The organism is Jiulongibacter sediminis (assembly GCF_001306455.1).
In the GTDB taxonomy this organism is placed as follows: Bacteria; Bacteroidota; Bacteroidia; order Cytophagales; family Spirosomataceae; genus Jiulongibacter; species Jiulongibacter sediminis.
In genome coordinates, this window is sequence record NZ_LGTQ01000005.1 from 334,771 (window position 1) to 356,059 (window position 21,289).

General features: G+C 39.7%; 22 protein-coding genes. 16 read left to right on the forward strand and 6 right to left on the reverse strand.

The window, feature by feature from the left end:
* The first annotated feature begins 21 nt into the window (after positions 1–21).
* From AFM12_RS01440 to dtd, 6 genes are all read left to right on the forward strand, one after another.
* Positions 22–1,074, forward strand: coding sequence for a sugar phosphate isomerase/epimerase family protein (locus tag AFM12_RS01440; protein ID WP_055143459.1), 1,053 nt, complete (start codon positions 22–24; stop codon positions 1,072–1,074).
* A gap of 482 nt (positions 1,075–1,556) precedes the next feature.
* Positions 1,557–1,895, forward strand: a complete 339-nt coding sequence (locus AFM12_RS01445; RefSeq protein ID WP_055143461.1) for a P-II family nitrogen regulator — start codon at positions 1,557–1,559, stop codon at positions 1,893–1,895.
* A gap of 489 nt (positions 1,896–2,384) precedes the next feature.
* A complete protein-coding gene (locus AFM12_RS01450; protein ID WP_055143463.1) occupies positions 2,385–3,623 on the forward strand; it encodes an ammonium transporter in 1,239 nt (412 codons plus the stop codon).
* Positions 3,624–3,948: 325 nt separating this feature from the next.
* Positions 3,949–5,058 (forward strand): porin, encoded by a 1,110-nt coding sequence (locus AFM12_RS01455; RefSeq protein ID WP_055143465.1) that lies wholly within the window; start codon positions 3,949–3,951, stop codon positions 5,056–5,058.
* A 152-nt stretch (positions 5,059–5,210) separates the two neighbouring features.
* Positions 5,211–6,560: a magnesium transporter gene (gene mgtE / locus AFM12_RS01460; RefSeq protein ID WP_055143467.1), complete on the forward strand. Its 1,350-nt coding sequence runs from the start codon at positions 5,211–5,213 to the stop codon at positions 6,558–6,560.
* Complete coding sequence (dtd, locus tag AFM12_RS01465; protein ID WP_055143469.1) at positions 6,557–7,009, forward strand: D-aminoacyl-tRNA deacylase; 453 nt, start codon at positions 6,557–6,559, stop codon at positions 7,007–7,009. The genes mgtE and dtd overlap by 4 nt, the downstream gene beginning before the upstream one ends.
* Before the next feature lie 50 nt (positions 7,010–7,059).
* On the opposite strand, the gene AFM12_RS01470 is transcribed toward dtd, so the two are convergent.
* The 3 genes from AFM12_RS01470 to AFM12_RS01480 all read right to left on the reverse strand — a co-directional run bounded on the left by AFM12_RS01470 (position 7,060) and on the right by AFM12_RS01480 (position 8,800).
* Entirely contained in the window at positions 7,060–7,365 is a 306-nt protein-coding gene (locus AFM12_RS01470; protein WP_055143471.1) for a rhodanese-like domain-containing protein, read from the reverse strand.
* 12 nt (positions 7,366–7,377) lie between these two features.
* Positions 7,378–8,136 carry a PASTA domain-containing protein gene (locus AFM12_RS01475; RefSeq protein ID WP_055143473.1) on the reverse strand — a complete coding sequence of 253 codons (759 nt, stop codon included), beginning with the start codon at positions 8,134–8,136 and terminating at the stop codon, positions 7,378–7,380.
* 73 nt (positions 8,137–8,209) lie between these two features.
* On the reverse strand, positions 8,210–8,800 hold the full coding sequence (locus AFM12_RS01480; RefSeq protein ID WP_055143476.1) for a riboflavin synthase: 591 nt from the start codon (positions 8,798–8,800) through the stop codon (positions 8,210–8,212).
* A 72-nt stretch (positions 8,801–8,872) separates the two neighbouring features.
* Between AFM12_RS01480 and AFM12_RS01485 the strand changes: the two genes are divergently transcribed.
* Positions 8,873–9,460 carry a DUF1684 domain-containing protein gene (locus AFM12_RS01485; protein WP_055143480.1) on the forward strand — a complete coding sequence of 196 codons (588 nt, stop codon included), beginning with the start codon at positions 8,873–8,875 and terminating at the stop codon, positions 9,458–9,460.
* Here the strand turns inward: AFM12_RS01485 and AFM12_RS01490 are convergent.
* Entirely contained in the window at positions 9,453–9,905 is a 453-nt protein-coding gene (locus tag AFM12_RS01490) for an Lrp/AsnC family transcriptional regulator (RefSeq protein ID WP_055143485.1), read from the reverse strand. The two genes, AFM12_RS01485 and AFM12_RS01490, sit on opposite strands and share 8 nt — an antisense overlap.
* Positions 9,906–10,107: 202 nt before the next feature.
* Between AFM12_RS01490 and ald the strand changes: the two genes are divergently transcribed.
* The 5 genes from ald (at position 10,108) to bla (ending at position 15,397) form a co-directional block, all read left to right on the forward strand.
* Positions 10,108–11,202: an alanine dehydrogenase gene (gene ald / locus AFM12_RS01495; protein ID WP_055143487.1), complete on the forward strand. Its 1,095-nt coding sequence runs from the start codon at positions 10,108–10,110 to the stop codon at positions 11,200–11,202.
* A 277-nt stretch (positions 11,203–11,479) separates the two neighbouring features.
* On the forward strand, positions 11,480–12,943 hold the full coding sequence (gene crtID / locus AFM12_RS01500; RefSeq protein WP_055143489.1) for a bifunctional phytoene desaturase/3,4-desaturase: 1,464 nt from the start codon (positions 11,480–11,482) through the stop codon (positions 12,941–12,943).
* Complete coding sequence (locus AFM12_RS01505; RefSeq protein WP_055143491.1) at positions 12,940–13,776, forward strand: phytoene/squalene synthase family protein; 837 nt, start codon at positions 12,940–12,942, stop codon at positions 13,774–13,776. The genes crtID and AFM12_RS01505 overlap by 4 nt, the downstream gene beginning before the upstream one ends.
* A 437-nt stretch (positions 13,777–14,213) precedes the next feature.
* Complete coding sequence (locus tag AFM12_RS01520; protein WP_055143495.1) at positions 14,214–14,663, forward strand: sterol desaturase family protein; 450 nt, start codon at positions 14,214–14,216, stop codon at positions 14,661–14,663.
* Positions 14,664–14,674: 11 nt separating this feature from the next.
* Positions 14,675–15,397, forward strand: a complete 723-nt coding sequence (gene bla / locus AFM12_RS01525) for a subclass B1 metallo-beta-lactamase (RefSeq protein ID WP_055143497.1) — start codon at positions 14,675–14,677, stop codon at positions 15,395–15,397.
* Here the strand turns inward: bla and AFM12_RS01530 are convergent.
* Positions 15,394–15,666 carry a hypothetical protein gene (locus tag AFM12_RS01530; RefSeq protein ID WP_055143499.1) on the reverse strand — a complete coding sequence of 91 codons (273 nt, stop codon included), beginning with the start codon at positions 15,664–15,666 and terminating at the stop codon, positions 15,394–15,396. The two genes, bla and AFM12_RS01530, sit on opposite strands and share 4 nt — an antisense overlap.
* A 41-nt stretch (positions 15,667–15,707) precedes the next feature.
* Complete coding sequence (hemJ, locus tag AFM12_RS01535) at positions 15,708–16,244, reverse strand: protoporphyrinogen oxidase HemJ (RefSeq protein ID WP_055143501.1); 537 nt, start codon at positions 16,242–16,244, stop codon at positions 15,708–15,710.
* Between the two features lie 123 nt (positions 16,245–16,367).
* On the opposite strand from hemJ, the gene AFM12_RS01540 reads away from it, so the two are divergent.
* The 4 genes from AFM12_RS01540 (at position 16,368) to bshB1 (ending at position 21,286) form a co-directional block, all read left to right on the forward strand.
* The gene (locus AFM12_RS01540; protein ID WP_055143503.1) at positions 16,368–18,254 is read left to right on the forward strand and encodes an OmpA family protein; all 1,887 of its coding nucleotides are present in this window, start codon (positions 16,368–16,370) and stop codon (positions 18,252–18,254) included.
* 129 nt (positions 18,255–18,383) lie between these two features.
* Entirely contained in the window at positions 18,384–19,319 is a 936-nt protein-coding gene (gene trxB, locus AFM12_RS01545) for a thioredoxin-disulfide reductase (RefSeq protein WP_055143505.1), read from the forward strand.
* Between the two features lie 7 nt (positions 19,320–19,326).
* Complete coding sequence (locus AFM12_RS01550; protein ID WP_055143507.1) at positions 19,327–20,562, forward strand: M23 family metallopeptidase; 1,236 nt, start codon at positions 19,327–19,329, stop codon at positions 20,560–20,562.
* A 7-nt stretch (positions 20,563–20,569) separates the two neighbouring features.
* Entirely contained in the window at positions 20,570–21,286 is a 717-nt protein-coding gene (gene bshB1 / locus AFM12_RS01555) for a bacillithiol biosynthesis deacetylase BshB1 (protein WP_055145038.1), read from the forward strand.
* Positions 21,287–21,289: the final 3 nt, after the last annotated feature.

The following is a 21,289-nucleotide window of genomic DNA, read 5'->3' on the forward strand; positions in this document are numbered from 1 at the left end:
CAACCTTAAATCTATAGATAAATGAAAAGTATAAAAGGACCGGGTATTTTCCTGGCACAGTTCATGGGTGATGAGGCCCCTTTTAATTCATTGGATACCATTGCTGATTACATGGCTGGAAAAGGCTATAAAGGTATTCAGTTACCTGCGTGGGATGGTCGCATCATTGATTTGAAGAAAGCGGCTGAGTCAAAAACCTATTGTGATGAGCTTAAAGGGAAACTTGCCGATAAAGGTCTTGAAATTACAGAGCTAAGCACACACTTGCAGGGGCAGTTGGTGGCATCTCACCCTACATATAATATGATGTATGACGCTTTCGCTCCAAAAGAAGTGCATGGCAATGAGCAGGCAAGGAGAGAATGGGCAATAGAGCAATGCAAACTTGCGGCTATAGCTTCAAAAAATCTTGGCCTTACTTCTCATGTTGGATTCACCGGAGCTTTGGCATGGCCATTTTTGTATCCTTGGCCGCAGAGGCCTGCAGGTTTGATAGAGTCTGCTTTCAAAGAGTTAGCTGCCAGATGGAAGCCAATTCTGGATGTTTATGATGAAAATGGTGTAGATTATTGTTATGAGTTACACCCGGGAGAGGATGTTTTTGACGGAACGACGTTTGAAATGTTCCTGGATGCTCTTGATGGCCATTCCCGAGCTAACATCAACTACGACCCCTCACACTTTGTGCTCCAGGCTTTAGATTATGTACAGTTCATTGATTTCTATCATGAAAGAATCAAGGCTTTTCATGTTAAAGATGCTGAGTTTAATCCTACTGGTAAGCAAGGGGTTTATTCAGGTTATGCTGGTTGGGCAGACAGGGCTGGTCGTTTCCGTTCATTAGGAGATGGTCAGGTTGATTTCAAGTCAATTTTTAGTAAACTTTCTCAATACGATTACGATGGCTGGGCAGTCTTAGAGTGGGAGTGCTGTATCAAGGATTCTGATCAGGGTGCTTCTGAAGGTGCTCCGTTTATAGAGGATCATTTAATACAGGTGGTAACCAGAGCTTTCGATGATTTTGCCGCGACAGGGGCAGATGAAGAGGTGAATAAGAAAGTTTTAGGAATTTAAAGAAAAAATTTTCTTTCAATATTTTATTTGGTCAGCAAATTTTTGATTGACTCTTAAAAAGGTATCCAATTCAGGGATACCTTTTTTAGTATTAAACGAAGTATTCTTTGAATTTAAAGGGCATTTGTGCCTGTGTTAGAATTTGTTTAATTCCTAAAAAGAAACGTTCTTTGATGTTAGAAATCTGAATAAAATTTGGCGATAAGCCAATATTGAAATGCTAAACAGAATTATATTTTGAAATGATATTAATTTGAGAATATATTATGGGGTGTTTTGGATTGGTTCGCTTTGTACGTTTTGACAAATAATGCTTCTTTGACATAAATGAGTTCTATTGTATTTTGAGGAGTCAAAGTTGTACTATTTAATTCAAAACTGCATCGAAATAAAATTGGCAAATCGTAATTTTGAACATTCGAAAATTTTTTCTTTAGATTTAAACGCAAAATAAAATTCTATCAAAATTAAAAGAAGGAAACATGAAAAAAATTGAAGCCATTATTCGGAAATCAAAATTCTCTGAAGTTCGTGATGCACTTCATGCCGTTGAGGTAAATTTCTTTAGCTACTGGGATGTAACGGGTGTTGGCAACGAAAAGGAAGGACATGTTTACAGGACTATCAGCTATAGTACTACTGATATCCAGAGAAGATGTGTTTCTATTGTAGTCTCTGACGAGTTTGAAGAAAGAACCATTGAAGCTATTTTAAAAGCTGCTTACACAGGTAATGTAGGTGATGGAAAAATCTTCGTTTCTGATATCAATGAGACGTACAGGATTCGTACGAGTGAAAAAGGCTCTCCTGCGATCAACTAATCAAGTACATCAAAGCAACGGAATTGAAGCCGGGTCAATTGACCCGGCTTTTTTTGTGAATAGACTTCAGAATAAAATTTGGCCTTGGTTCGGAATTATCTACGGTTTTGGTGATATTTTTCGATTAAATATTTCTGGAAAATATTCAAAATTAAATTGTGTGTTATCAATATAAGGCGGAAATAAATCTTGATATATTATCAATAAGTGCTCATTGTGGGCTTTGTTTGAGTATTTTGTCGTGATAAACTTAGAATAATGCAATTATATTTAATAAAAATAATATTTGTGTAAAGTCAAAAAAAATAGAAGAAAATTTTGTCTGTATATTTTATTGCCATATACTTGCATCGTGAATCAGATGAATGGTCGGTGGTCAGACAATTAATCTTTGTACTTGATCCCAAACAAGATCTCCGGCCCGGATTCTATTCGTCTTTTTAAGGAAGTGTATCTAAAAAAGTATTAAAACTAAACCAATTAATTGTTATGGATAACGGACTCTTTACCGCCAATAATGTATGGATGATGATCTGTACGGGTCTGGTGTTTTTTATGCACCTTGGCTTTTCTTTCCTCGAGATCGGGTTAACCCGTTCTAAAAACACTGTAAACATTCTTTTCAAAAACGTATTTATCATCACTATTGGCCTTTTGCTTTATGCACTTTGTGGTTTCAATATGATGTACCCTGGCTTCGAAGAGGGTTCTTCAGGATTCTTTGGTTTTGCCGGATGGGGTATCGCTGCTCCTGAAAATGGTATGACACCTGATTATGCTGACGGTGGTTATACATGGTGGACAGATTTCCTTTTCCAGGGAATGTTCGCTGCTACAGCTGCCACTATTGTATCGGGAGCGGTAGCTGAGCGTGTTAAGCTTAGCAGCTTTATGATTTTCACGATACTTTATGTAGGTATCGTTTACCCAATCGCCGGTTCATGGAAATGGGGTGGTGGTTTCCTTGATATGATGGAGACTCCATTCTACGATTTCGCAGGTTCTACTCTCGTTCACTCCGTAGGTGGTTGGGCTGCAGTTGTTGCCGTTGCTCTACTTGGGCCAAGAATCGGTAAATATGGAACAGACGGATCTGTTAAGCCAATTCCGGGACATAGCTTGCCATTCGCCGCTGCCGGTGTTTTGATTCTTTGGTTGGGCTGGTTTGGATTTAACGGTGGTTCAGTTCTTTCTGCTGATCCTGAGTTGACGTCACTTACTTTGGTGACAACTTGTCTTGCCGCTGCTGCAGGTGGTGTTGGTGCATTTGTGTTTGATCTGATTCTTTACAAGAAGTATGACCTTACTATGTTCCTGAACGGTATTCTTGCAGGTCTTGTAGGTATCACCGCGGGTGCTGACCAAATGTCGCCAATGGACGCTATCATTATAGGTGTAATTGCTGGTGTATTAGTAGTATTGGCAGTTGGATTCGTTGACAAATTGAAGCTTGATGATCCTGTTGGTGCTATCGCAGTACACCTTATCTGTGGTATCTGGGGTACATTAGCCGTGGGTATTTTTGGAGCTCTGGCTGGTATGGATCAGTTCATTTCTCAGCTAATCGGGGTGGCGGCATATGCTGTGTTCTGTCTGGTGACTGCTTTCGTTATTCTTTACGCTTTGAAAGCTACTTTAGGTTTGAGAGTGTCTAAGGAAGAGGAAATTGAGGGTCTTGATCTTCATGAGCACGGCATGACTGCATATGGTGATTTCAGTACGAAATAACTAAAAAAACTTTTAATTAAAAGGCGAGCCATAGGCTCGCCTTTTTTTGTTTTTGGTCAGCTGTAAGGAGTATGATAAAACCGCAAAAAGTCGATTACAGACTATGATTTTCATTGAGAAATATAATTTTGAATATTATAAAAAATAAAGGATAAAATACTGCATAAATAATAATTGCACTATTCTTATATTAGTTTTTATCAATAAAAGAAAATGCGTCAAAAATGATAAATAAAAATATATAATTTGGTTGATATGTATTTAAGGCGAATATTTGCACAGGATCGAGTGCAAAACAAAACTGTAAATTAAACCAAAGAAAATAATGAAAAAGATTTATTTAGCCGTACTATCTATCATGGCTGCCTTTTCTGCTACCGCTCAGGATTCTGACAGTCCTCTAACTTTGTCGGGCTATGTTGATACTTATTATTTTGCCAATTTTAATGGTGTGTCAGGGCAAGGTGCAAACCTTGGTGCTTCTGGTTTCGAGAGAATTTTTGATCACAACGCAAACTCATTCCAGGTTGGTTTGGCTCAAATGATGGCAACTTACGAAGCTGGTCCGGTGACTGGTGTTATTGACCTTGTATTTGGTAACCATGCTGACCTTGGGAACTACGGTAACGTTTCTGGTCCTCTTGGAGGAACCGGTACTGCACTTGCAATCAAGCAGGCTTTTGCAAGCTGGGCGATGACTGATAAAGTTTCATTAACGGCTGGTCAGTTTGGTACAAACGTAGGTTATGAAGTTATAGATGCTCCAGTGAACTATAACTATTCATTGTCCAATCTATTCGGTAATGGACCTTTCTACCATACTGGAATTAAATTGGATGTTGCTCCTTCTGATGGTTTCGCTTTCATGGTTGGAATAAACAACGGTTTGGATAGCAAAGATGACAATAACGCTGCTAAAGGTGTTATGGCTCAGGTTTACCTGGCACCAACTGATGGCTGGGATCTTTACCTAAACTACTTCGGTACTAACGAAGGAACTAAGGATGATCCTTTCACTTATACTTGGTTTGATATTACAACTTCTTATCAGGTGACTGACAAGTTCCTTGTAGGTTTGAATGCTGTTCCTTACGGTGCTGCAAAAGCCGGAAGTGCTGATCCTTTGACTTGGTGGGGTGCTGCTCTTTACTTAAACAGCGATTTCACAGACAAGTTTGGTCTTGGTCTTCGTGCTGAGCGTTTTGATAACTCTGAAGGTGGTATCTATCTTATCAATGGTGATGGAGCTGGAGCTGCAGTAACTTCTTTGACTCTGACGGCCAACATCAACATCACAGATCATCTAATGCTTAAGCCTGAAATTCGTATGGATAGCTACTCTCCAAGTGACAACAGTTCTTGGTTAGTTGACGGAGATGGTGCTGGTACTAACAGCCAAACGACTGCTGGTGCTGCCATGATCTTCCATTTCTAAAATCGCAATAGACTTCTTTTAACAAACTATAACCGAATATGGGGTTTAGGGTTTCGGCTCTAAACCCCTTTTCTTTTGAAAAATAGCGGTCTGGCTCATGATGAGGGCAAAAGCCTTTTATTACCTTTGCAAAAATTCTTTAAAAACTGGCTATGGCAAATTTTGAACTTACCAAAGAATTTCTGGATGAAATAATCGAAGCAATAGACCAGCAAAACCGGGAAAAAATCATTGATGAAATTGTCAATCTTTACCCGGCTGATATCGCTACTATCCTATATGAACTTGATGGTCCTCAGGCTCATTATATTTTTCAATTCCTCGATACAGAAAAAGGAGCTGACGTACTATCTAGTATAGACTCTGATGATAGAAAGAGATTTATCAAAGAGCAGTTTGATGTTGAGGAAATTGCCAAATATGTAAATCTTTTTGACTCTGATGATGCCGTGGATTTGCTGAATGAGCAACCCATAGAAATCAGAGAACGAGTAATTGCTATTCTCGAAGACCGCGAGCATGCTCGTTTTATACTTGACCTACTTCACTATCCCGAAGACGTTGCTGGTGGATTGATGCAAAAAGAACTTGTGAAAGTCTATGAAGATCAGACCGTTAGCGAGTGCGTGGAGCAGATCAGAGACCAGGCCGAAACTGTCGATAAAGTTTTTGCGGTTTATGTGGTAGACAAGGATAACAAGCTGAAAGGGATTGTTGCTCTTAAAGAAATCGTGCTGGCTCGTAAAAATACGAAAATAGAGAATGTCGTTCAGGAGGATATTGTCTATGTCGAGACAACATTACCTGGTGAAGAAGTGGCAGAAGTGATGCAGCGATATGACCTTGAAGCCGTTCCGGTGGTCAATACCACAGGGCGATTGCTGGGGCGAATTACTATCGATGACGTTGTTGATTTTATTACTGATCGTGCTGAAGAGGATTTTCAGGCGATTACTGGTATTACCGGTGAGGCAGAAGAAGATGATTCGGTTTGGATGCTTGCAAAATCACGGTTGCCTTGGCTGGTTGTTGGGGTAATTGGTAGTTTACTGGCAGCTACGGTTATCAAAGGTTTTGAGGGGCAATTAGCCCGGGTGACCGCCTTAGCCATGTTTATTCCTATTATGGGTTCTACCGGCGGTAATGTTGGGATTCAGACGTCTTCTTTAATTGTGCAAAGTCTGGCTGAGCGAACAGCCTTGGCCATTGGATTGGGGGAAAGGTTGATGAAAATTGCTAAGGTGGCACTGGTTAACGGGCTGGTTATAGGTATGTTAGCGGGTGGCTATGTTTTTCTAACCGGAGATTCGCAACTTTTTTGGGTGGTTTGTCTCGCTCTTCTTTCGGTTGTTTTTCTGGCATCTTTTATGGGAACAATTACCCCGCTTTTATTAGATAAATTTGGAATTAACCCGGCAGTTGCTTCCGGCCCTTTCATTACCACTGCGAATGATTTGGTGGGAATTGGAACCTACTTTTTAATTGCAAACTGGTTATTATGATTGCTGTAATTCAAAGGGTAAAAGAAGCTTCAGTTAAAGTTGACAACAGTGTAATTGGAGAAATTGATTTAGGTTTCATGATTTTACTCGGAATTGGTCATGAAGACGACGAGGAAGATATTCAATGGCTTGCCAGAAAGATATCCGGAATGCGTTTGTTTTCAGACTCTGAAGGGAAAATGAATCTTGATATTAATCAAGTTGACGGTAACATTCTTTTGATAAGTCAATTCACACTTCACGCTTCAACAAAAAAAGGAAACAGACCGTCTTTTATTGATGCAGCCAGGCCGGAAATTGCGATTCCGTTATACGTAAAAATGATTGAAGAACTCAGTGGTTTGATTGGCAAACCAATAGCCACCGGTGAGTTTGGAGCAGATATGAAAGTCTCTTTGATCAACGATGGGCCAGTTACCATTGTAATTGACTCTAAGGAGCGAAAATAAAAAAGCCTTTTCGATGCTTAGAAAAGGCCTTTGAATTTCATAAAGATTTTTTAGTCAAGAGCTCGGAACGCCATAATTCCTCCCAGTACATTATGAACCTTATTAAAGCCCTGGCTTTCCAAATAATCTTTTGCCCGGCCGCTACGAGCTCCGCTTCGGCAATGAATATAAATGTCTTCATCCTGAAGGCCGTCAAGCTCATCAACTCTCTCTACAAACTCCCCTAATGGAATTAGTTTGGCTCCAAGGTTATCTTCATCGTATTCGTCCTGGTTTCTGACATCGATAAAGTTAATCTCTGCTCCGCTGTCAAGCAGATCTTTCAATTCTCCTGCTGTTATATCTTTATTCTCCATAAATCTTTATTATTAATTACTTCCTGATAACCATATGTTTACTTCATCACCTATTCGAAGGTTAGTGCCCGCCGCCGGTCTTTGTCTCACCACCGTTCCTTGTGGTTGATCGGAGGCATTATCATAAAGGATATTTCCAATATTTAGTGATGAGCCAGCTACTAAAATGTCAGCTTCATCATATGACATACCTGTCAAGTCAGGTACAGCCACGGTAGTATTTCCAAAACCATCGCCAGCCACTAATGTGATTTTAGAACCTTTAGGGACACTCTTGCCCGTGCTTACCTCTGCACCATCATACTTTAAACGTAAAACTGTATTTTTCTCGATAGCCGGGATAAACTCGGTCTGACCCACCTGAAGACCAACACTTGAGAGTAAATTGGCGGCGGAGTTGACTGATCTGCCTACTACATTCGGTATGCTTACTTTTGGAACCTGATCAGTAATAATGGTTAAAAAGATTTTCCGTCCTTTTTTTACAGGAGATTCCGGTTTTGGGTAATGAGAAAATACTGTCAGGGGCTTTTGGCCAATTACAAAAGTAGAATCGCTGACTTCATATTTAAGATCATTGTCATCCAGAACAGATTCAACTTCATCAAGGGTAAGTCCTTTCAAATCGGGTACTTGAACTGATTCTCCATGGTTGGTTGTCCATGGTAAGTAAATGAAGAAGAATGCAAAAAACAGAACTAAGGCCGTGGCCAGAATAATTCCGATATGGGTAAGGAGGTCTGTTTTTGAATTTGTGCTTAGTTTAGGCATAAATCTTTGGGTTCTGAGCAAATTAATAGCTTTTCAAAGCATTCTGCAAAGGTTAACTTCTAAAAGGGAAATCTTAGTGCTTTACTCTCAGAATTTTTTGCATGTATTTGCCCAGTATATCAAACTCCAGATTAACAGAATCCCCTTCTTTTAATAATCCAAGGTTAGTGTTTTCCCAGGTGTAAGGAATGATTGCTACTGAGAAGCCATTATCATTGGAGTCAACAACGGTAAGACTGATTCCATTAACACAAATTGAGCCTTTTTCTACTGTTACATGACCGGTTGAGTTGTCATATTCAAAGTAAAGAATAAAGGAGCCGCCCTCATTTTTAATACTTTTTAGAATCCCTGTTTGATCTACATGACCCTGAACGATATGGCCGTCAAAGCGACCGTCAGCCTTCATGCATCTTTCCAGGTTTATTTTGTCACCAATGTTAAGATGCCCGAGGTTTGTTCTTTTAAGGGTTTCATCAATCGCGGTCACCTGATAAGAATTTCCTTCAACCGATTCTACGGTAAGGCAAACACCATTATGGGCTACACTTTGATCTACTTTGAGCTCATTTGCTATAGTAGATTCAAAAGTGAAACTAACATTGGTGCCATTGGCCTTTTTGTCCTTCAGAATGGCCATGTTTTCTATAATCCCGGTAAACATTGGATTTCGTTTTTTGGTGTGCCGCAAATTAAAAGGGTATAATGTTTATTTTTGTCCAAAAGTTTAGAAAGTATGCTCAAAAATAAATTTGTGAAGTGGGGGGTAGCCCTGGTCTTTCTCGTGGCTGCGGTGTATTCATTGACTCAAAATCAGAAAAGTTATGAGCAGATTATGCAGGAAGATCGGGAGGGTTATCTAGAGACTATGCTCTCCATGGAAGAATCTCCTATTGCCGGGATTGATGGTTTTACGGATTTCAATTATTACCCAATCAATGAAGATTACAATGTAACAGCTGATTTTGAAGAGGTGATTGGAAGCAAGGGGTTTACGATTTTTATGACTGACGGTTCTCAGGAGCAGCTTGATATGGTCGGTACTGCTACTTTTGAGCTGAATGGAGAGCAACAAAAGGTTACTGTCTATGATGAAGGAGAGACTCTGCTACTGCCTTTTAGGGATCCTACTAATGACAAGGGAACCTACGGTGGGGGACGTTATATTAACATAGAGCGAACAAATACAAATAAACTCTTCATTGATTTTAATAAAGCCCATAACTTTTATTGTGCCTATAATGAGGCTTTCGTTTGTCCGGTTCCACCACAGGAAAATACTTTGACTGTAGCAGTAGAAGCAGGGGAGAAAGTGCTCAAATAGGAATCTCCGTTGTACTTTTAACTTCAGACATTACAAAATAGCTGTTAATTAATGATACCCCCGGTATTACGGAGAGCTTCAGCTGGTGAAACTTGTGATAGGTTTCCATATCGGGGACGATAATCTTAAGCAAATAGTCGAACCCTCCTGAAACGAAACTGCACTCCACGACTTCAGGTAATTTTTTGACTGCATCATCAAAACCTTTGGAAACTTCGACAGTTTGTTTGGTAAGGGTAACCTGATTAAAAACAGTTAGTGAGTTGCCCACTTTTTCTTTGTTCAGAATAGTGACATACTTCTCAATAACCCCTTCTTTTTCCAATCGTTTTATTCTGTCAAAAACGGGAGTCTGCGTCAGGTTTATTTTGTCTGCGATTTCTTTATAGGTGTATTGTGCATTCTTTTGGAGTAGAGATAGAATTTTTCTGTCCGTTTGATCCATAGTTTGAAATATTATTTGGAGGAGAATACTCTTTTTGTTTACCCTTCAGGTTCTCAAAATAGAATTTTATTCTTTTAATGGTTGGTCAAAAATAATATTAATCTGAATTAATGGCTTGGTAAGTAAAATATTTCTTTTAATTCTATCTTTGCCACACAGTTACACTTCATCAATACAATATACTTCACCTGAAGTAAAGACAATGCTCATAGGCGTTCCGGCAGAAATAAAGAATAGCGAGAATCGTGTGGCTCTTACTCCTGCCGGAGTTGCCGAGCTTGTTAAAAATGGTCACCAGGTACTTATCCAAAAAGGTGCAGGCTCTGGAAGCGGTTTCGAAGATTCAGAATATCTTTCTGTTGGAGCTTCTCTTGGTAATTCAATTCAGGAGGTTTATGATAGGGCAGAAATGATCTTAAAGGTCAAGGAGCCTATTGAATTGGAATACAATCTCGTTCGAAAAAATCAGCTCGTTTTTACTTACTTTCATTTTGCCAGTTCTCAAGCTCTCACCGAGGCAATGGTGAAGAGTGGTGCCGTGTGCATAGCGTATGAGACTGTTGAAGCCAGTGATGGTTCTCTTCCTCTATTAATACCCATGTCTGAAGTGGCCGGACGAATGGCTGTTCAACAAGGAGCCAAATACCTTGAAAAACCACTGAAAGGAAAGGGTGTTTTGCTTGGTGGTGTTCCTGGTACTCCCAGAGGTAAGGTTTTGATTTTAGGCGGTGGCATCGTGGGTACTCAGGCCGCTAAAATGGCTGCTGGTTTGGGTGCGGATGTGACTATCATGGACATTGATTTGCAGCGTCTTCGTTATTTGGCTGATATCATGCCGGCTAATGTTACGACAATGATGTCTAGTGAGCATAACATTGCTCAATCTATTCAGAGTGCGGATCTAGTTATAGGTGCTGTTCTCATTCCCGGAGCTAAAGCTCCGCGTCTTATTCGAAAAGAAATGCTGAAAAGCATGAAGCCAGGAACGGTTCTGGTTGACGTGGCAGTTGATCAGGGAGGTTGTATAGAAACCTGTAGACCAACGACTCATGAAGAGCCGACTTTTATAATTGATGATATTGTGCATTACTGTGTTGCTAACATGCCCGGAGCAGTGCCATACACCTCAACAATTGCCTTGACAAATGCTACTCTTCCATATGTAATTCAATTGGCGAATAAAGGCTGGGAGACAGCATGCAGAGAAAACGTGGGTTTAAGTAAAGGTCTGAATGTCGTGAACGGGGAAATTGTTCATGGTGCAGTTGCAGATGCTTTTGAACCCCAATTAGCTTAGAAAGAATATTTGGTAAGAATAAAATTAGATTTCCTTAAACTGTTATGATGATGTATGCCCCGGTGATTTCCGGGGTTTTACTTTTTGTAGCCTCTCCTTTTTGACCGATACTCCTATTTCCAGATATTTTCTGTTTATTACTTCACAATTCTTACTGATTGAATTTAAAATAAAAGATGTAAATACATGTATTATTAAAATATTGTCTAACTTTAACATGTTAAAAGTTAGACAAAAAGAATAATCCAGATTTGACTGTCCAACGTAAATCAGCATTATGTCAAAAAAAGTAGTCATAGTAGGTGCAGGTTTTTCTTCGTTAGCTGCAGCTTCGTATCTGGCCAAATATGGCTTTGAGGTTACGGTTGTTGAGAAAAATAAAGAGGTAGGTGGAAGGGCCCGACAACTAAAAAAAGATGGCTTCACTTTTGACATTGGTCCTACTTTCTATTGGATGCCGGATGTTTTTGAAAAATTTTTCAATGACTTCGGTAAAACCGTTTCCGATTATTACGAACTAATTCAGCTGGATCCGGGGTATCAGATCTATTTTGGTGAAAAGTACAGTATCCCTGTATCAGCAGATTTTGAGAAGACGCTTCAAACTTTTGAAGAGGTACAAAAAGGCAGCGGCCCAAAGCTTCAAAAGTTCATGAATGTTGCCGAAGACAACTACAACATAGCAATTAAAGACCTCGTATATCAACCAGGTGAAAGCTTGATGGAGATCGTTACTCCCAAAACCGCTCTTAAGCTTGGTTCATTTATAAAGACAATAAAAAAAGACGTTGGTAATTACATTGACCATCCTGAGCTTAAGCAAATCTTGGAATTTCCTGTTTTATTTCTCGGGGCTAAACCATCAACCACTCCTTCCTTCTACAACTTCATGAACTATGCAGATCTTAAGCTGGGAACCTGGCACCCAAGAGGTGGTATGTACAAAGTGGTAGAGGGAATGACCAAACTGGCCAAAGACCTTGGAGTAAAAATAGAAACAGGTTGTGAGGTAAAAGCTTTTGATATCAGCCAAAATGAAGTCGTTAGTGTAAAGACATCGAATGGCACTTTTGAATGTGATATTCTACTAAGTGGAGCTGATTATCATCACACTGAACAATTATTGCCGGAAGTTTTTCGTCAATACAGCCAGAATTATTGGTCCAAAAAGACCTTTGCACCATCCGCTTTACTTTTTTATGTGGGTTTTGATAAAAAACTTCAAAATCTAACGCATCATACTCTATTTTTTGACACCGATTTTGAAAAACATGCCGAATGTATTTATGACTCAAAAAGTTGGCCTGATGAGCCTCTTTTCTATGCGAGTTTCCCAAGCATGACAGATGCCGATGCTGCTCCTGAAGGACAGGAGGCTGGCATTTTTCTTATTCCCTTAGCAACCGATATAGAAGATACACCAGAAATCAGAGAGAAATACTTTGATCTCATTCTTGATCGTATTGAGCGGTTGACAGATCAGAAAGTGGCTGATCACGTCTTATTTAAGGAATCATTCTGTATTAATGATTTCAAATCAGAATACAACTCATACGGAGGAAATGCCTACGGTCTGGCAAACACATTATTGCAAACGCATATTTTGAGACCCAGACTAAAAAGTAAAAAGCTAAAAAATATGTACTTTACAGGACAGCTTACTGTTCCTGGACCCGGTGTACCCCCTTCTTTGATTTCAGGAAAGATAGTTAGTGACCTAATCTTAAAATACCATTTATGAAAAAGTTATTTGATTCTTCGAGTTACGACTGCAGTAAGTTGATTACTAACACCTACAGCACTTCATTTTCTCTGGGCATTAAGTTATTCGGGAGGTCTATAAGGCCAGCTATTTATGCCATTTATGGTTTTGTAAGATATGCTGATGAAATTGTTGACACCTTTCATGATTATGATCAGGAGAAGCTGCTTGACGAATTCGAGGAAGAATACCAAAAGGCGATAGACCGAAAAATCAGTTTGAATCCCATACTGAACTCCTTTCAGGAAGTGGTTCATAATTATGAGCTTTATGAATATGTAGAGGATTTCATGCGTAGTATGCGTTATGACCTTTCTGTTGATGATTATACCTCAGAAGAGGCGTATAAAGATTATATCTATGGCTCAGCTGATGTGGTAGGGTTGATGTGTCTAAGGGTTTTTGTGAATAACGATAATCAGCGTTTTGAAGAATTAAAAGGCTTCGCAAAACATTTGGGTTCTGCTTTTCAAAAAGTAAATTTCTTGCGGGATCTTAACGCTGATCTTGAAGGTCTGGGACGTTCCTATTTTCCGAATCTTACTGGAAGAGACTTGAATGATATCACAAAACAGGAGATCATCGCAGATATTGAAGCTGATTTTGCAGAAGCTTATAAAGGGGTTGTGAAATTGCCTCTTGAAAGTCGTTTAGGAGTTTATCTTGCCTATCGTTATTATCAGGGTTTGCTTAGAAAGTTGAAAAGGCTTGATTGTACCAGAATCATGACTCAACGTACAAGAATCTCAGATCCCATCAAGTTATATATTATGTTCAAGGCTATCGCCCGGTACAAGCTTAACTTGATTTAATGTTTGATTCTAAACTTTCTGCCTTGCCTTTTATGACTGTTCGGCTATGGCTGAAATTAGAGACAAAGATGACTATCTGACCACGGAAGAGAAGATAGTTAACTTTCCTTGTGTGAAAAATCTTCATATAAGTCTTCAGAAGCTTACTTGGCCGTGGCAATATTGCGAAAAGTGGAATATACTAATTGACCCAATAAACAGTTTCAGTATTTTAGGCGGGGTAAGGAAATGTTGGAGAATTATATAAGAGAAAATCCAGTTGATTTAGAGGCCAGATATTTACAGATTATGGTTCAACTCAATGTTACCTCTTTTTTTGATTACAAAGATGCCTACCGGAACCATTACGCTTTATTGAAAAAAGAAATTGGGTCATCTTCATTGCCTCAAAGCTATCAAACACGTATTTTGTCAAAGATTAAAAACTAATTGAAAGAATGACAGTTTTAACCTATATCGGTATTACAGTTCTCACATTTTTAGTGATGGAAGCCGTTACGTGGTGTACTCATAAATTTGTAATGCATGGTTTTCTATGGTATCTGCATGAAGACCATCATCAACCCAAATACCAAGGTGTTTTTGAGAAAAATGATGCCTTCTTTTTGATTTTTGCGGTTCCGAGTATGCTACTGATGTACTTTGGTGTTGAACCTGTCTTAAACTATAAGTTATTCATAGGTCTTGGAATTATGTTTTACGGGATGGCTTATTTTCTGATTCATGACGTTTTAATACACCAACGCTTTAAGTGGTTTGATAAAATCAAAAATCCATACTTGGTTGGCTTAAGAAAAGCCCACAAAGTGCATCACAAACATTTAGGCAAAGAGCATGGCGAGTGCTTTGGTATGCTCTACGTTCCAAAAAAGTATTTCAACGTTTAATTATCCTTCTTTTGAAAAAACTAGCGGCTGTTTTGGCCTTTATTTTGATGGCTGCAGTGGCTCCTGCACAATATGCTTTCAAAGGAGAAATGGTTTCTCTAAACCAAATAGGTGATAATTCTTACGTTCATCTTTCCTACCTTCAAACCAATGATTTTGGTAATGTTGGTTGTAATGGAATGGTCATAATAAAAGGGAAGAAGGCCTATATTTTTGATACGCCGGCAACAAAAGAAGCCACAGGAGAACTGTTGAAATATTTAATGGATGAAAAGGGTTTGAAGGTTGCTGCTATTATTCCTACACATTTTCATGCCGACTGTCTTGCTGGTCTTGCTCTCTGCCATGCCAAAGAAATTGAGTCCATAGCTCATGAGCGTACAAAGAAATTGGCAGAGAAGAAACAGCTGGAGCTGCCAAAGAATACTTTTAACCGCGATATAGCTAAGCTCAAACTAAAAGGTTTGTCTTTGTTTTATCCCGGAGAGGGCCACACCAGTGACAATATAGTTGCCTATTATGAGCCTGATATGATTCTTTTTGGTGGTTGTCTGATCAAAAGTGATGGAGCAGGTAAGGGGAATTTAGAAGATGCGAATACATCAACATGGTCTTCTTCAGTAAGGAAGGTAAAAAAACACTATCCGAAAATGCAGAAAGTTATTCCCGGGCATGGTGATTCGGCGGGTCCAGAATTGCTTGATTATACGATACGCCTTTTCGCAGAATATTAACTGTATTGATCTGCTAATAACTCCCACTCTTCATCTAATGTAATTGACGGAAATGCTAATCCGAGCTGCCTGTACCACCATTTCGCATTGAAAAGATCACCCTCCACTCTATGTAAGTAAGCGTGTATGCGATCATAGTCAAATTGACCTTCATTAGACTGTGCAATTTCATGAGCCCTGTCCCAATTCCCTTTTTTGACCTGCCATAAAGCTTTTAGCATGTCGTTTGAGAGTTCGTTTTCAGAAGTGGCTTCTTGTATATTAGTCATTTATCTAAAATATTATATTTTCAATAATATTTGAAAATTATTTATTGCTCTCTGGACTTTTTATACGCTTTGGCGATGAAATAGAGTAGGGCTCCAAAGGCAATAATCCCAAAGAAAAGGTAGACAAAGTTTAAGACATCTTTCAAAACTGCCAGAAGTACGATAGATATCAAAAATAAGGTCGGAAGTTCATTTAAAAGTCTGAATTGAAAAGAGTTGTATGTTTTTTCTCCTTTTTCCTGCTTTTTGATAATTGTTTTACAATACACATGATAAACGGTAAGCAGAACCAGCAGTACCAGTTTAACTTTGATCCAGTTCTGTTGTAAAATTCCATGATTAAAACCTAGCATCAATAAGCCAAAAGTCCAGGTGATCATCATGGCCGGATTCATAATTATTTTATAAACCCGCTGTGCCATCAGGTTAAATTGGCTTTTCCATTCTTCTCTGATGTTCTCAGGTTTTTCATCGGCTTCAGCATGATAAACGAAGATTCTTACGATATAGAAAAGGCCTGCAAACCACGAAACAAATCCTACAATGTGAAGTGCCTTAAAATAGAGGTAATACTGCATCTTACTCGGGTACGGTAATTGTAACACAAAAATAAAAACATTTATCAAGCGTTTTTTATTTGATTTGAAATATGCCTTAGGTTACCTGAAGGCAAAGCTGATTTTCAACACCCTTCTTTACGGATGCCACTAAAAAACAAACTCTTATTTTCGGTTTTTGCTATTGTTTTGAACATCTCGGCCTTATATGCTCAAGACAGGAAAGCGGTCAGTTTTTACAAAAAAGCTGAAGAGTCCTTTAAACAAAGAGACCTTGCAGGGGCAAAGGTTTTTCTTCAGAAAGCTATTGAACGAGATGCTGAATATACGCTGGCCTATTATCTTCTAGGGCAAATTTCTTATGCTCAGCGTGATGTCGGTGGTGCCCGCCAAAACTTCGAAAAAGTGGTTGAACTTGATGGTGGCTCAAATTCATATGTAAGAGCTTATACCTTTTTGGCATCCCAATATCAGAAAGAGCAAAACCATGAAAAAGCAATGGCCTACTTCCAAAAGGCTCTGAAAAATACCAAAGAGGGGAGTAGGGCATATGCACAGTTGAAGCGAGACATGGCTGCCAGTGAGTTTGCCCTGGAGGCACTTGAAAATCCTCTGGTGATAAAGCCTAAAAAAATGGCTGATGTGCTTAATTTCAAAGCTATGCAATACTTTCCGGTCTTTACTGCGGATGGCGAAATGATCTACTTTACGGCAAGGCCTCAAAATGGTGACGAGAATATTTACATTTCAAAAAAGGTGAATAATCAATGGACCGAGCCTGAGAGCATCTCTAAAGTTATCAATACTGATTATAATGAGGGAACCTGCTCAATTTCGGCCGATGGTAAAACCATGGTATTTACCAGTTGTGAGGGCAGAGAAGGTTTTGGTCGTTGCGATCTTTATATCTCGAAGTTTACTGAAAAAGGTTGGTCGGTTCCTGAAAACCTTGGCCCAAATGTCAACTCACCTGAATGGGATTCTCAACCGGCCCTCTCACCTGATGGGACTGTTTTGGTTTTTTCTTCAAACCGTTTCGGTGGTTTGGGAGGGAAAGATCTTTATGTATCAACTTTAGATGATATGAACAGTTGGTCTAAAGCCGTGAACCTTGGGAAGGTAGTTAATACAATTCGTGACGAGGTTTCTCCGTTTTTGCATGCAAACGCAACTACGATCTTCTTTGCCAGTAATGGTCATACAGGTTTAGGTGGATATGATATATTCCTTACCAATAAGGAGTCAGGGAACTTCACGGAGCCTTTTAACCTTGGATACCCTGTCAATGATGAACAAGATCAATTTTCGCTGGTTATCTCAGCTGATGGCAAAACGGCTTATTACTCAAAAGAATCCGGGGAAGCTATCGACTTGTATGAATTTAAAATGCCGGATGAGCTAACCGAAAAGTTTAGCCCTACTTTCTATTTGAAAGGTAAAGTGACTGATTTAGCTTCAGGTCAGCCGCTTGAAGCGGATATCAAATTAGTTGATCTCAAAACCAGAGAAACTTTATCTTCTTTCAGGGCCGATGTAAAGGGTGATTATTTGGCTGTTTTGCCTCAATCTGGCAGTTATGCTCTCTATGTGGAAGAACCAGAGTACTTTTTCAAAAGTATGTCTTTTAGTCTTGACAAGGCTTCTGCTAAGAAAAACAAAATTCTGGATGTTTCCCTCGAGAAGATAGAGAAAGAGAGAACTGAGATTCTTAACAATATATATTTTGATGAAGCCAGCTGGGAGTTAAAATCAGAGTCTCAGGTTGAACTCAGTAAACTCGCTGAATTGATTTGGAGAAACCCAACTTTGAAGGTTGAAATTTCAGGCCATACGGATGATATTGGCTCACCCGACTCCAATCAAGAGTTGTCTCAAAAAAGAGCACAATCTGTCGTGGATTATTTGGTTAAAGAAGGACTGAATGAAAAGAATCTGGAGGCCAAAGGTTTTGGAGAGACTAAACCAATAGTGCCCAATAACTCAGACGAGAATCGACAGCTAAACAGAAGAATAGAATTAAGGTTTTACTAATTAACATTTATTAAAGCCATATCCTCGTGTTTCTTTGTGATAACAGGTACTTTTGAGGCCTTGGTATTGCTGTATTATTTGGCGAACTTTGCCGCCTTTCAAGGCGTTTAAAGAAGAAAATTTTAATAAATGACAACCGAATCCGTAGAGGTCTTAATCCTCGGCTCAGGCCCTGCAGGCTACACAGCAGCTATTTACGCAGGAAGAGCAGGCCTGAAACCAGTAATGTACCAGGGCAGCCAGCCAGGCGGCCAGCTAACAATCACTAATGACGTAGAAAACTTCCCCGGTTACCCCGAAGGCATTCAAGGGCCAGCCATGATGGAAGAGTTAAGAGCTCAGGCTGAGCGTTTTGGGCTTGATAACCGTTACGGAATGGCCACCTCTGTTGACTTTTCCATTCCTTTAGCTCACAAAGTAATTGTTGACGAGAATCACGAGATAACAGCGAAGGCCGTTATAATTGCTACCGGTGCTTCAGCCAAATGGTTAAATATAGAATCTGAACAACGCTTAAACGGACTTGGCGTGTCAGCCTGTGCTGTGTGTGATGGGTTCTTTTATCGTGGGCAGGATGTGGTCGTAGTAGGTGCAGGAGATACCGCTTGTGAAGAAGCTCACTACCTTTCAAAGCTTTGTAATAAAGTGACTATGCTGGTTCGCAAAGATCACTTCAGAGCTTCTACCATTATGGAGAGCCGAGTTAGAAAGACAGAAAATATTGAAATTTTATTCAATACTGAGACTGTTGAAGTACTTGGAGATGAAGGTGTTACCGGCGTGAAAGTGGTAAACAATCAGACCAAGGAGGAATCTGTGATCACTGCAACCGGCTTCTTTGTTGCCATCGGTCACAAACCCAATACCGATATTTTCAAAGGTTTCCTGGATATGGATGAAACGGGATATCTTGAAGTTGAAAAAGGAACTTCAAAAACGAATATAGAAGGTGTTTTTGCCAGCGGAGACGCCATGGATAAAGTTTATCGTCAGGCCGTTACTGCAGCCGGTACCGGTTGTATGGCCGCCTTAGATGCTGAACGTTATCTGGCAGCACACGAATAATTGAGATATGAAAAAGATTCTTGCTTTACTGATTTTTGTTTTGGGCTCTCAGCTTGTTATGGCTCAGCGTGAGAGAGGTAGTATTATTCGTGCTCCCAAAATTTTTCAGAAAAAGCAGGAATCATCTCCATCAGATGAAAAACAGGAAGCTGATACCTTTCAAAATGAGGTTGATTTTCAATTTGAGGAAGAGCCAAAATTACGGTTTCAAAACTCATTTGAAGTAAAAACGGTAAAGTCGAGTATTCCTTCAAATGCTCCCGGTACGGAGAAGTTTTCTGACTCTGAGATTCAAATAGAGCCTTTAAGGAGCCTGAATGAGAATATTCATGAAGATACCAGTTCTATTGACGAAGGGGAGTTGATGATTGTTGAAATCGAGGAAGAAGCTCGGTTCCCCGGTTCTGATGAAATGGTAAAAATTGCCAGTTATTTCTCTGTTTGGGATAATCATTATGTTAATCCCTACGGTATTAATCCCAGAACTTTCAACGATGTTATTCCTCTGAAACTTTATGATATTACTAAAGGTCGCTACTGGGCACCACCTCTTGACGCTTGCCCTGTAACGTCTCATTTTGGATTCCGTTGGAGAAGATGGCATAAAGGAACAGATATTGATCTTGAAACTGGTGATCCGGTTTATGCTGCTTTTGATGGAATAATTAGGATTTCCGGCACCAAATCGGGTTTTGGACGCTGTATTGTTATAAGACATTATAATGGCTTGGAAACCGTTTACGGTCACTTGTCAAAATTGCACTTTCCTGAAAATACGCGTGTAAATGCAGGAGACGAAATAGGCCTTGGAGGAAATACCGGAAGGAGTTATGGATCTCACCTTCATTTTGAAACCCGTTATGAGGGTAATTCTTTTGATGCAGAGAATATCTTCAAGTTTACAAGAGACTCTACCCAAATTCGCATGCAGGAGTTTTTAATGACTTCTAAAATGTATGATTATCTGAGAGGTAAATCGCCGAGGGTTGCCGTTGAGGATGTGGATGCGTCTATCAATATCCAGCCTGAGCAGGATATAGTGGAAGGGGAGGAGTTTGAAGACGACTTTGAAGAGGAAATTCCGGAGGAAGTTGTTCAAAAAGTTTGGTATAGAGTTAGACCCGGCGATAATCTTACCAAAATTGCCCGATCATACGGGACTACGGTTTCTGAAATCTGCAACCTGAATAAAATCAGTTCATATAAAAAACTATACGTAGGCACTCGACTGCGAATCAAGTAAGATGGCATTGAAATTAGATATTCTGGTCATTGCTGTGCATCCTGACGACGCGGAGCTCGGCTGTAGCGGTACAATTGCTAAGCACGTGGAAATGGGTTACAAAGTTGGAATTGTAGACTTTACCCGTGGAGAGTTGGGAACCAGAGGCTCAGCTGAAATAAGGGATCAGGAGGCTGCTGAATCGGCTAAAATTCTTGGCCTCGCGGTTAGAGAAAACCTGAGGTTCAGAGATGGTTTCTTCAAAAATGATGAAGAACACCAGATGGAGCTGATCAAAATCATTAGAAAATACAAGCCGGATATTGTTCTTGCTAACGCCTTGGAAGATCGCCACCCTGATCATGGCAGAGCGTCATCTTTAGCCACTGATGCCTGCTTCTACAGTGGTCTGAGAATGGTGAAAACAATTGACGACAAAGGGGAAGAGCAGGAAGCCTGGCGTCCCGATCAGGTGTATCATTATATACAGGACAGATATATTGAGCCTGATTTCGTGGTTGATGTTTCGGATTTTTGGGATATTAAAGATGCTTCTATCCGAGCTTTTAGTAGTCAGTTCTATGATCCAAATAGTTCAGAACCAGAAAGTTATATCGCCTCGCCTGACTTTCTTCAATTCGTGGAAGCCAGATCCCGGGAAATGGGTCACAAAATCGGTGTAAAATATGGCGAAGGTTTCACCAGCGAAAAAAAGCTTGAAAAAAAGGACTTGATAAAAGGGTAGTCT

Excerpts from the sequence above, each read along its gene's own strand:
- AFM12_RS01485 (WP_055143480.1), top strand. The coding sequence starts at position 8,873 with ATGCTCAAAAATAAATTTGTGAAGTGGGGGGTAGCCCTGGTCTTTCTC.
- AFM12_RS01475 (WP_055143473.1), bottom strand. The coding sequence starts at position 8,136 with ATGCCTAAACTAAGCACAAATTCAAAAACAGACCTCCTTACCCATATC.
- AFM12_RS01520 (WP_055143495.1), top strand. The coding sequence starts at position 14,214 with ATGACAGTTTTAACCTATATCGGTATTACAGTTCTCACATTTTTAGTG.
- mgtE (WP_055143467.1), top strand. The coding sequence starts at position 5,211 with ATGGCAAATTTTGAACTTACCAAAGAATTTCTGGATGAAATAATCGAA.
- AFM12_RS01530 (WP_055143499.1), bottom strand. The coding sequence starts at position 15,666 with ATGACTAATATACAAGAAGCCACTTCTGAAAACGAACTCTCAAACGAC.
- AFM12_RS01470 (WP_055143471.1), bottom strand. The coding sequence starts at position 7,365 with ATGGAGAATAAAGATATAACAGCAGGAGAATTGAAAGATCTGCTTGAC.
- AFM12_RS01480 (WP_055143476.1), bottom strand. The coding sequence starts at position 8,800 with ATGTTTACCGGGATTATAGAAAACATGGCCATTCTGAAGGACAAAAAG.
- crtID (WP_055143489.1), top strand. The coding sequence starts at position 11,480 with ATGTCAAAAAAAGTAGTCATAGTAGGTGCAGGTTTTTCTTCGTTAGCT.
- ald (WP_055143487.1), top strand. The coding sequence starts at position 10,108 with ATGCTCATAGGCGTTCCGGCAGAAATAAAGAATAGCGAGAATCGTGTG.
- hemJ (WP_055143501.1), bottom strand. The coding sequence starts at position 16,244 with ATGCAGTATTACCTCTATTTTAAGGCACTTCACATTGTAGGATTTGTT.
- AFM12_RS01505 (WP_055143491.1), top strand. The coding sequence starts at position 12,940 with ATGAAAAAGTTATTTGATTCTTCGAGTTACGACTGCAGTAAGTTGATT.
- trxB (WP_055143505.1), top strand. The coding sequence starts at position 18,384 with ATGACAACCGAATCCGTAGAGGTCTTAATCCTCGGCTCAGGCCCTGCA.
- AFM12_RS01445 (WP_055143461.1), top strand. The coding sequence starts at position 1,557 with ATGAAAAAAATTGAAGCCATTATTCGGAAATCAAAATTCTCTGAAGTT.
- AFM12_RS01490 (WP_055143485.1), bottom strand. The coding sequence starts at position 9,905 with ATGGATCAAACGGACAGAAAAATTCTATCTCTACTCCAAAAGAATGCA.
- AFM12_RS01440 (WP_055143459.1), top strand. The coding sequence starts at position 22 with ATGAAAAGTATAAAAGGACCGGGTATTTTCCTGGCACAGTTCATGGGT.
- dtd (WP_055143469.1), top strand. The coding sequence starts at position 6,557 with ATGATTGCTGTAATTCAAAGGGTAAAAGAAGCTTCAGTTAAAGTTGAC.
- AFM12_RS01550 (WP_055143507.1), top strand. The coding sequence starts at position 19,327 with ATGAAAAAGATTCTTGCTTTACTGATTTTTGTTTTGGGCTCTCAGCTT.
- AFM12_RS01450 (WP_055143463.1), top strand. The coding sequence starts at position 2,385 with ATGGATAACGGACTCTTTACCGCCAATAATGTATGGATGATGATCTGT.
- AFM12_RS01540 (WP_055143503.1), top strand. The coding sequence starts at position 16,368 with ATGCCACTAAAAAACAAACTCTTATTTTCGGTTTTTGCTATTGTTTTG.
- AFM12_RS01455 (WP_055143465.1), top strand. The coding sequence starts at position 3,949 with ATGAAAAAGATTTATTTAGCCGTACTATCTATCATGGCTGCCTTTTCT.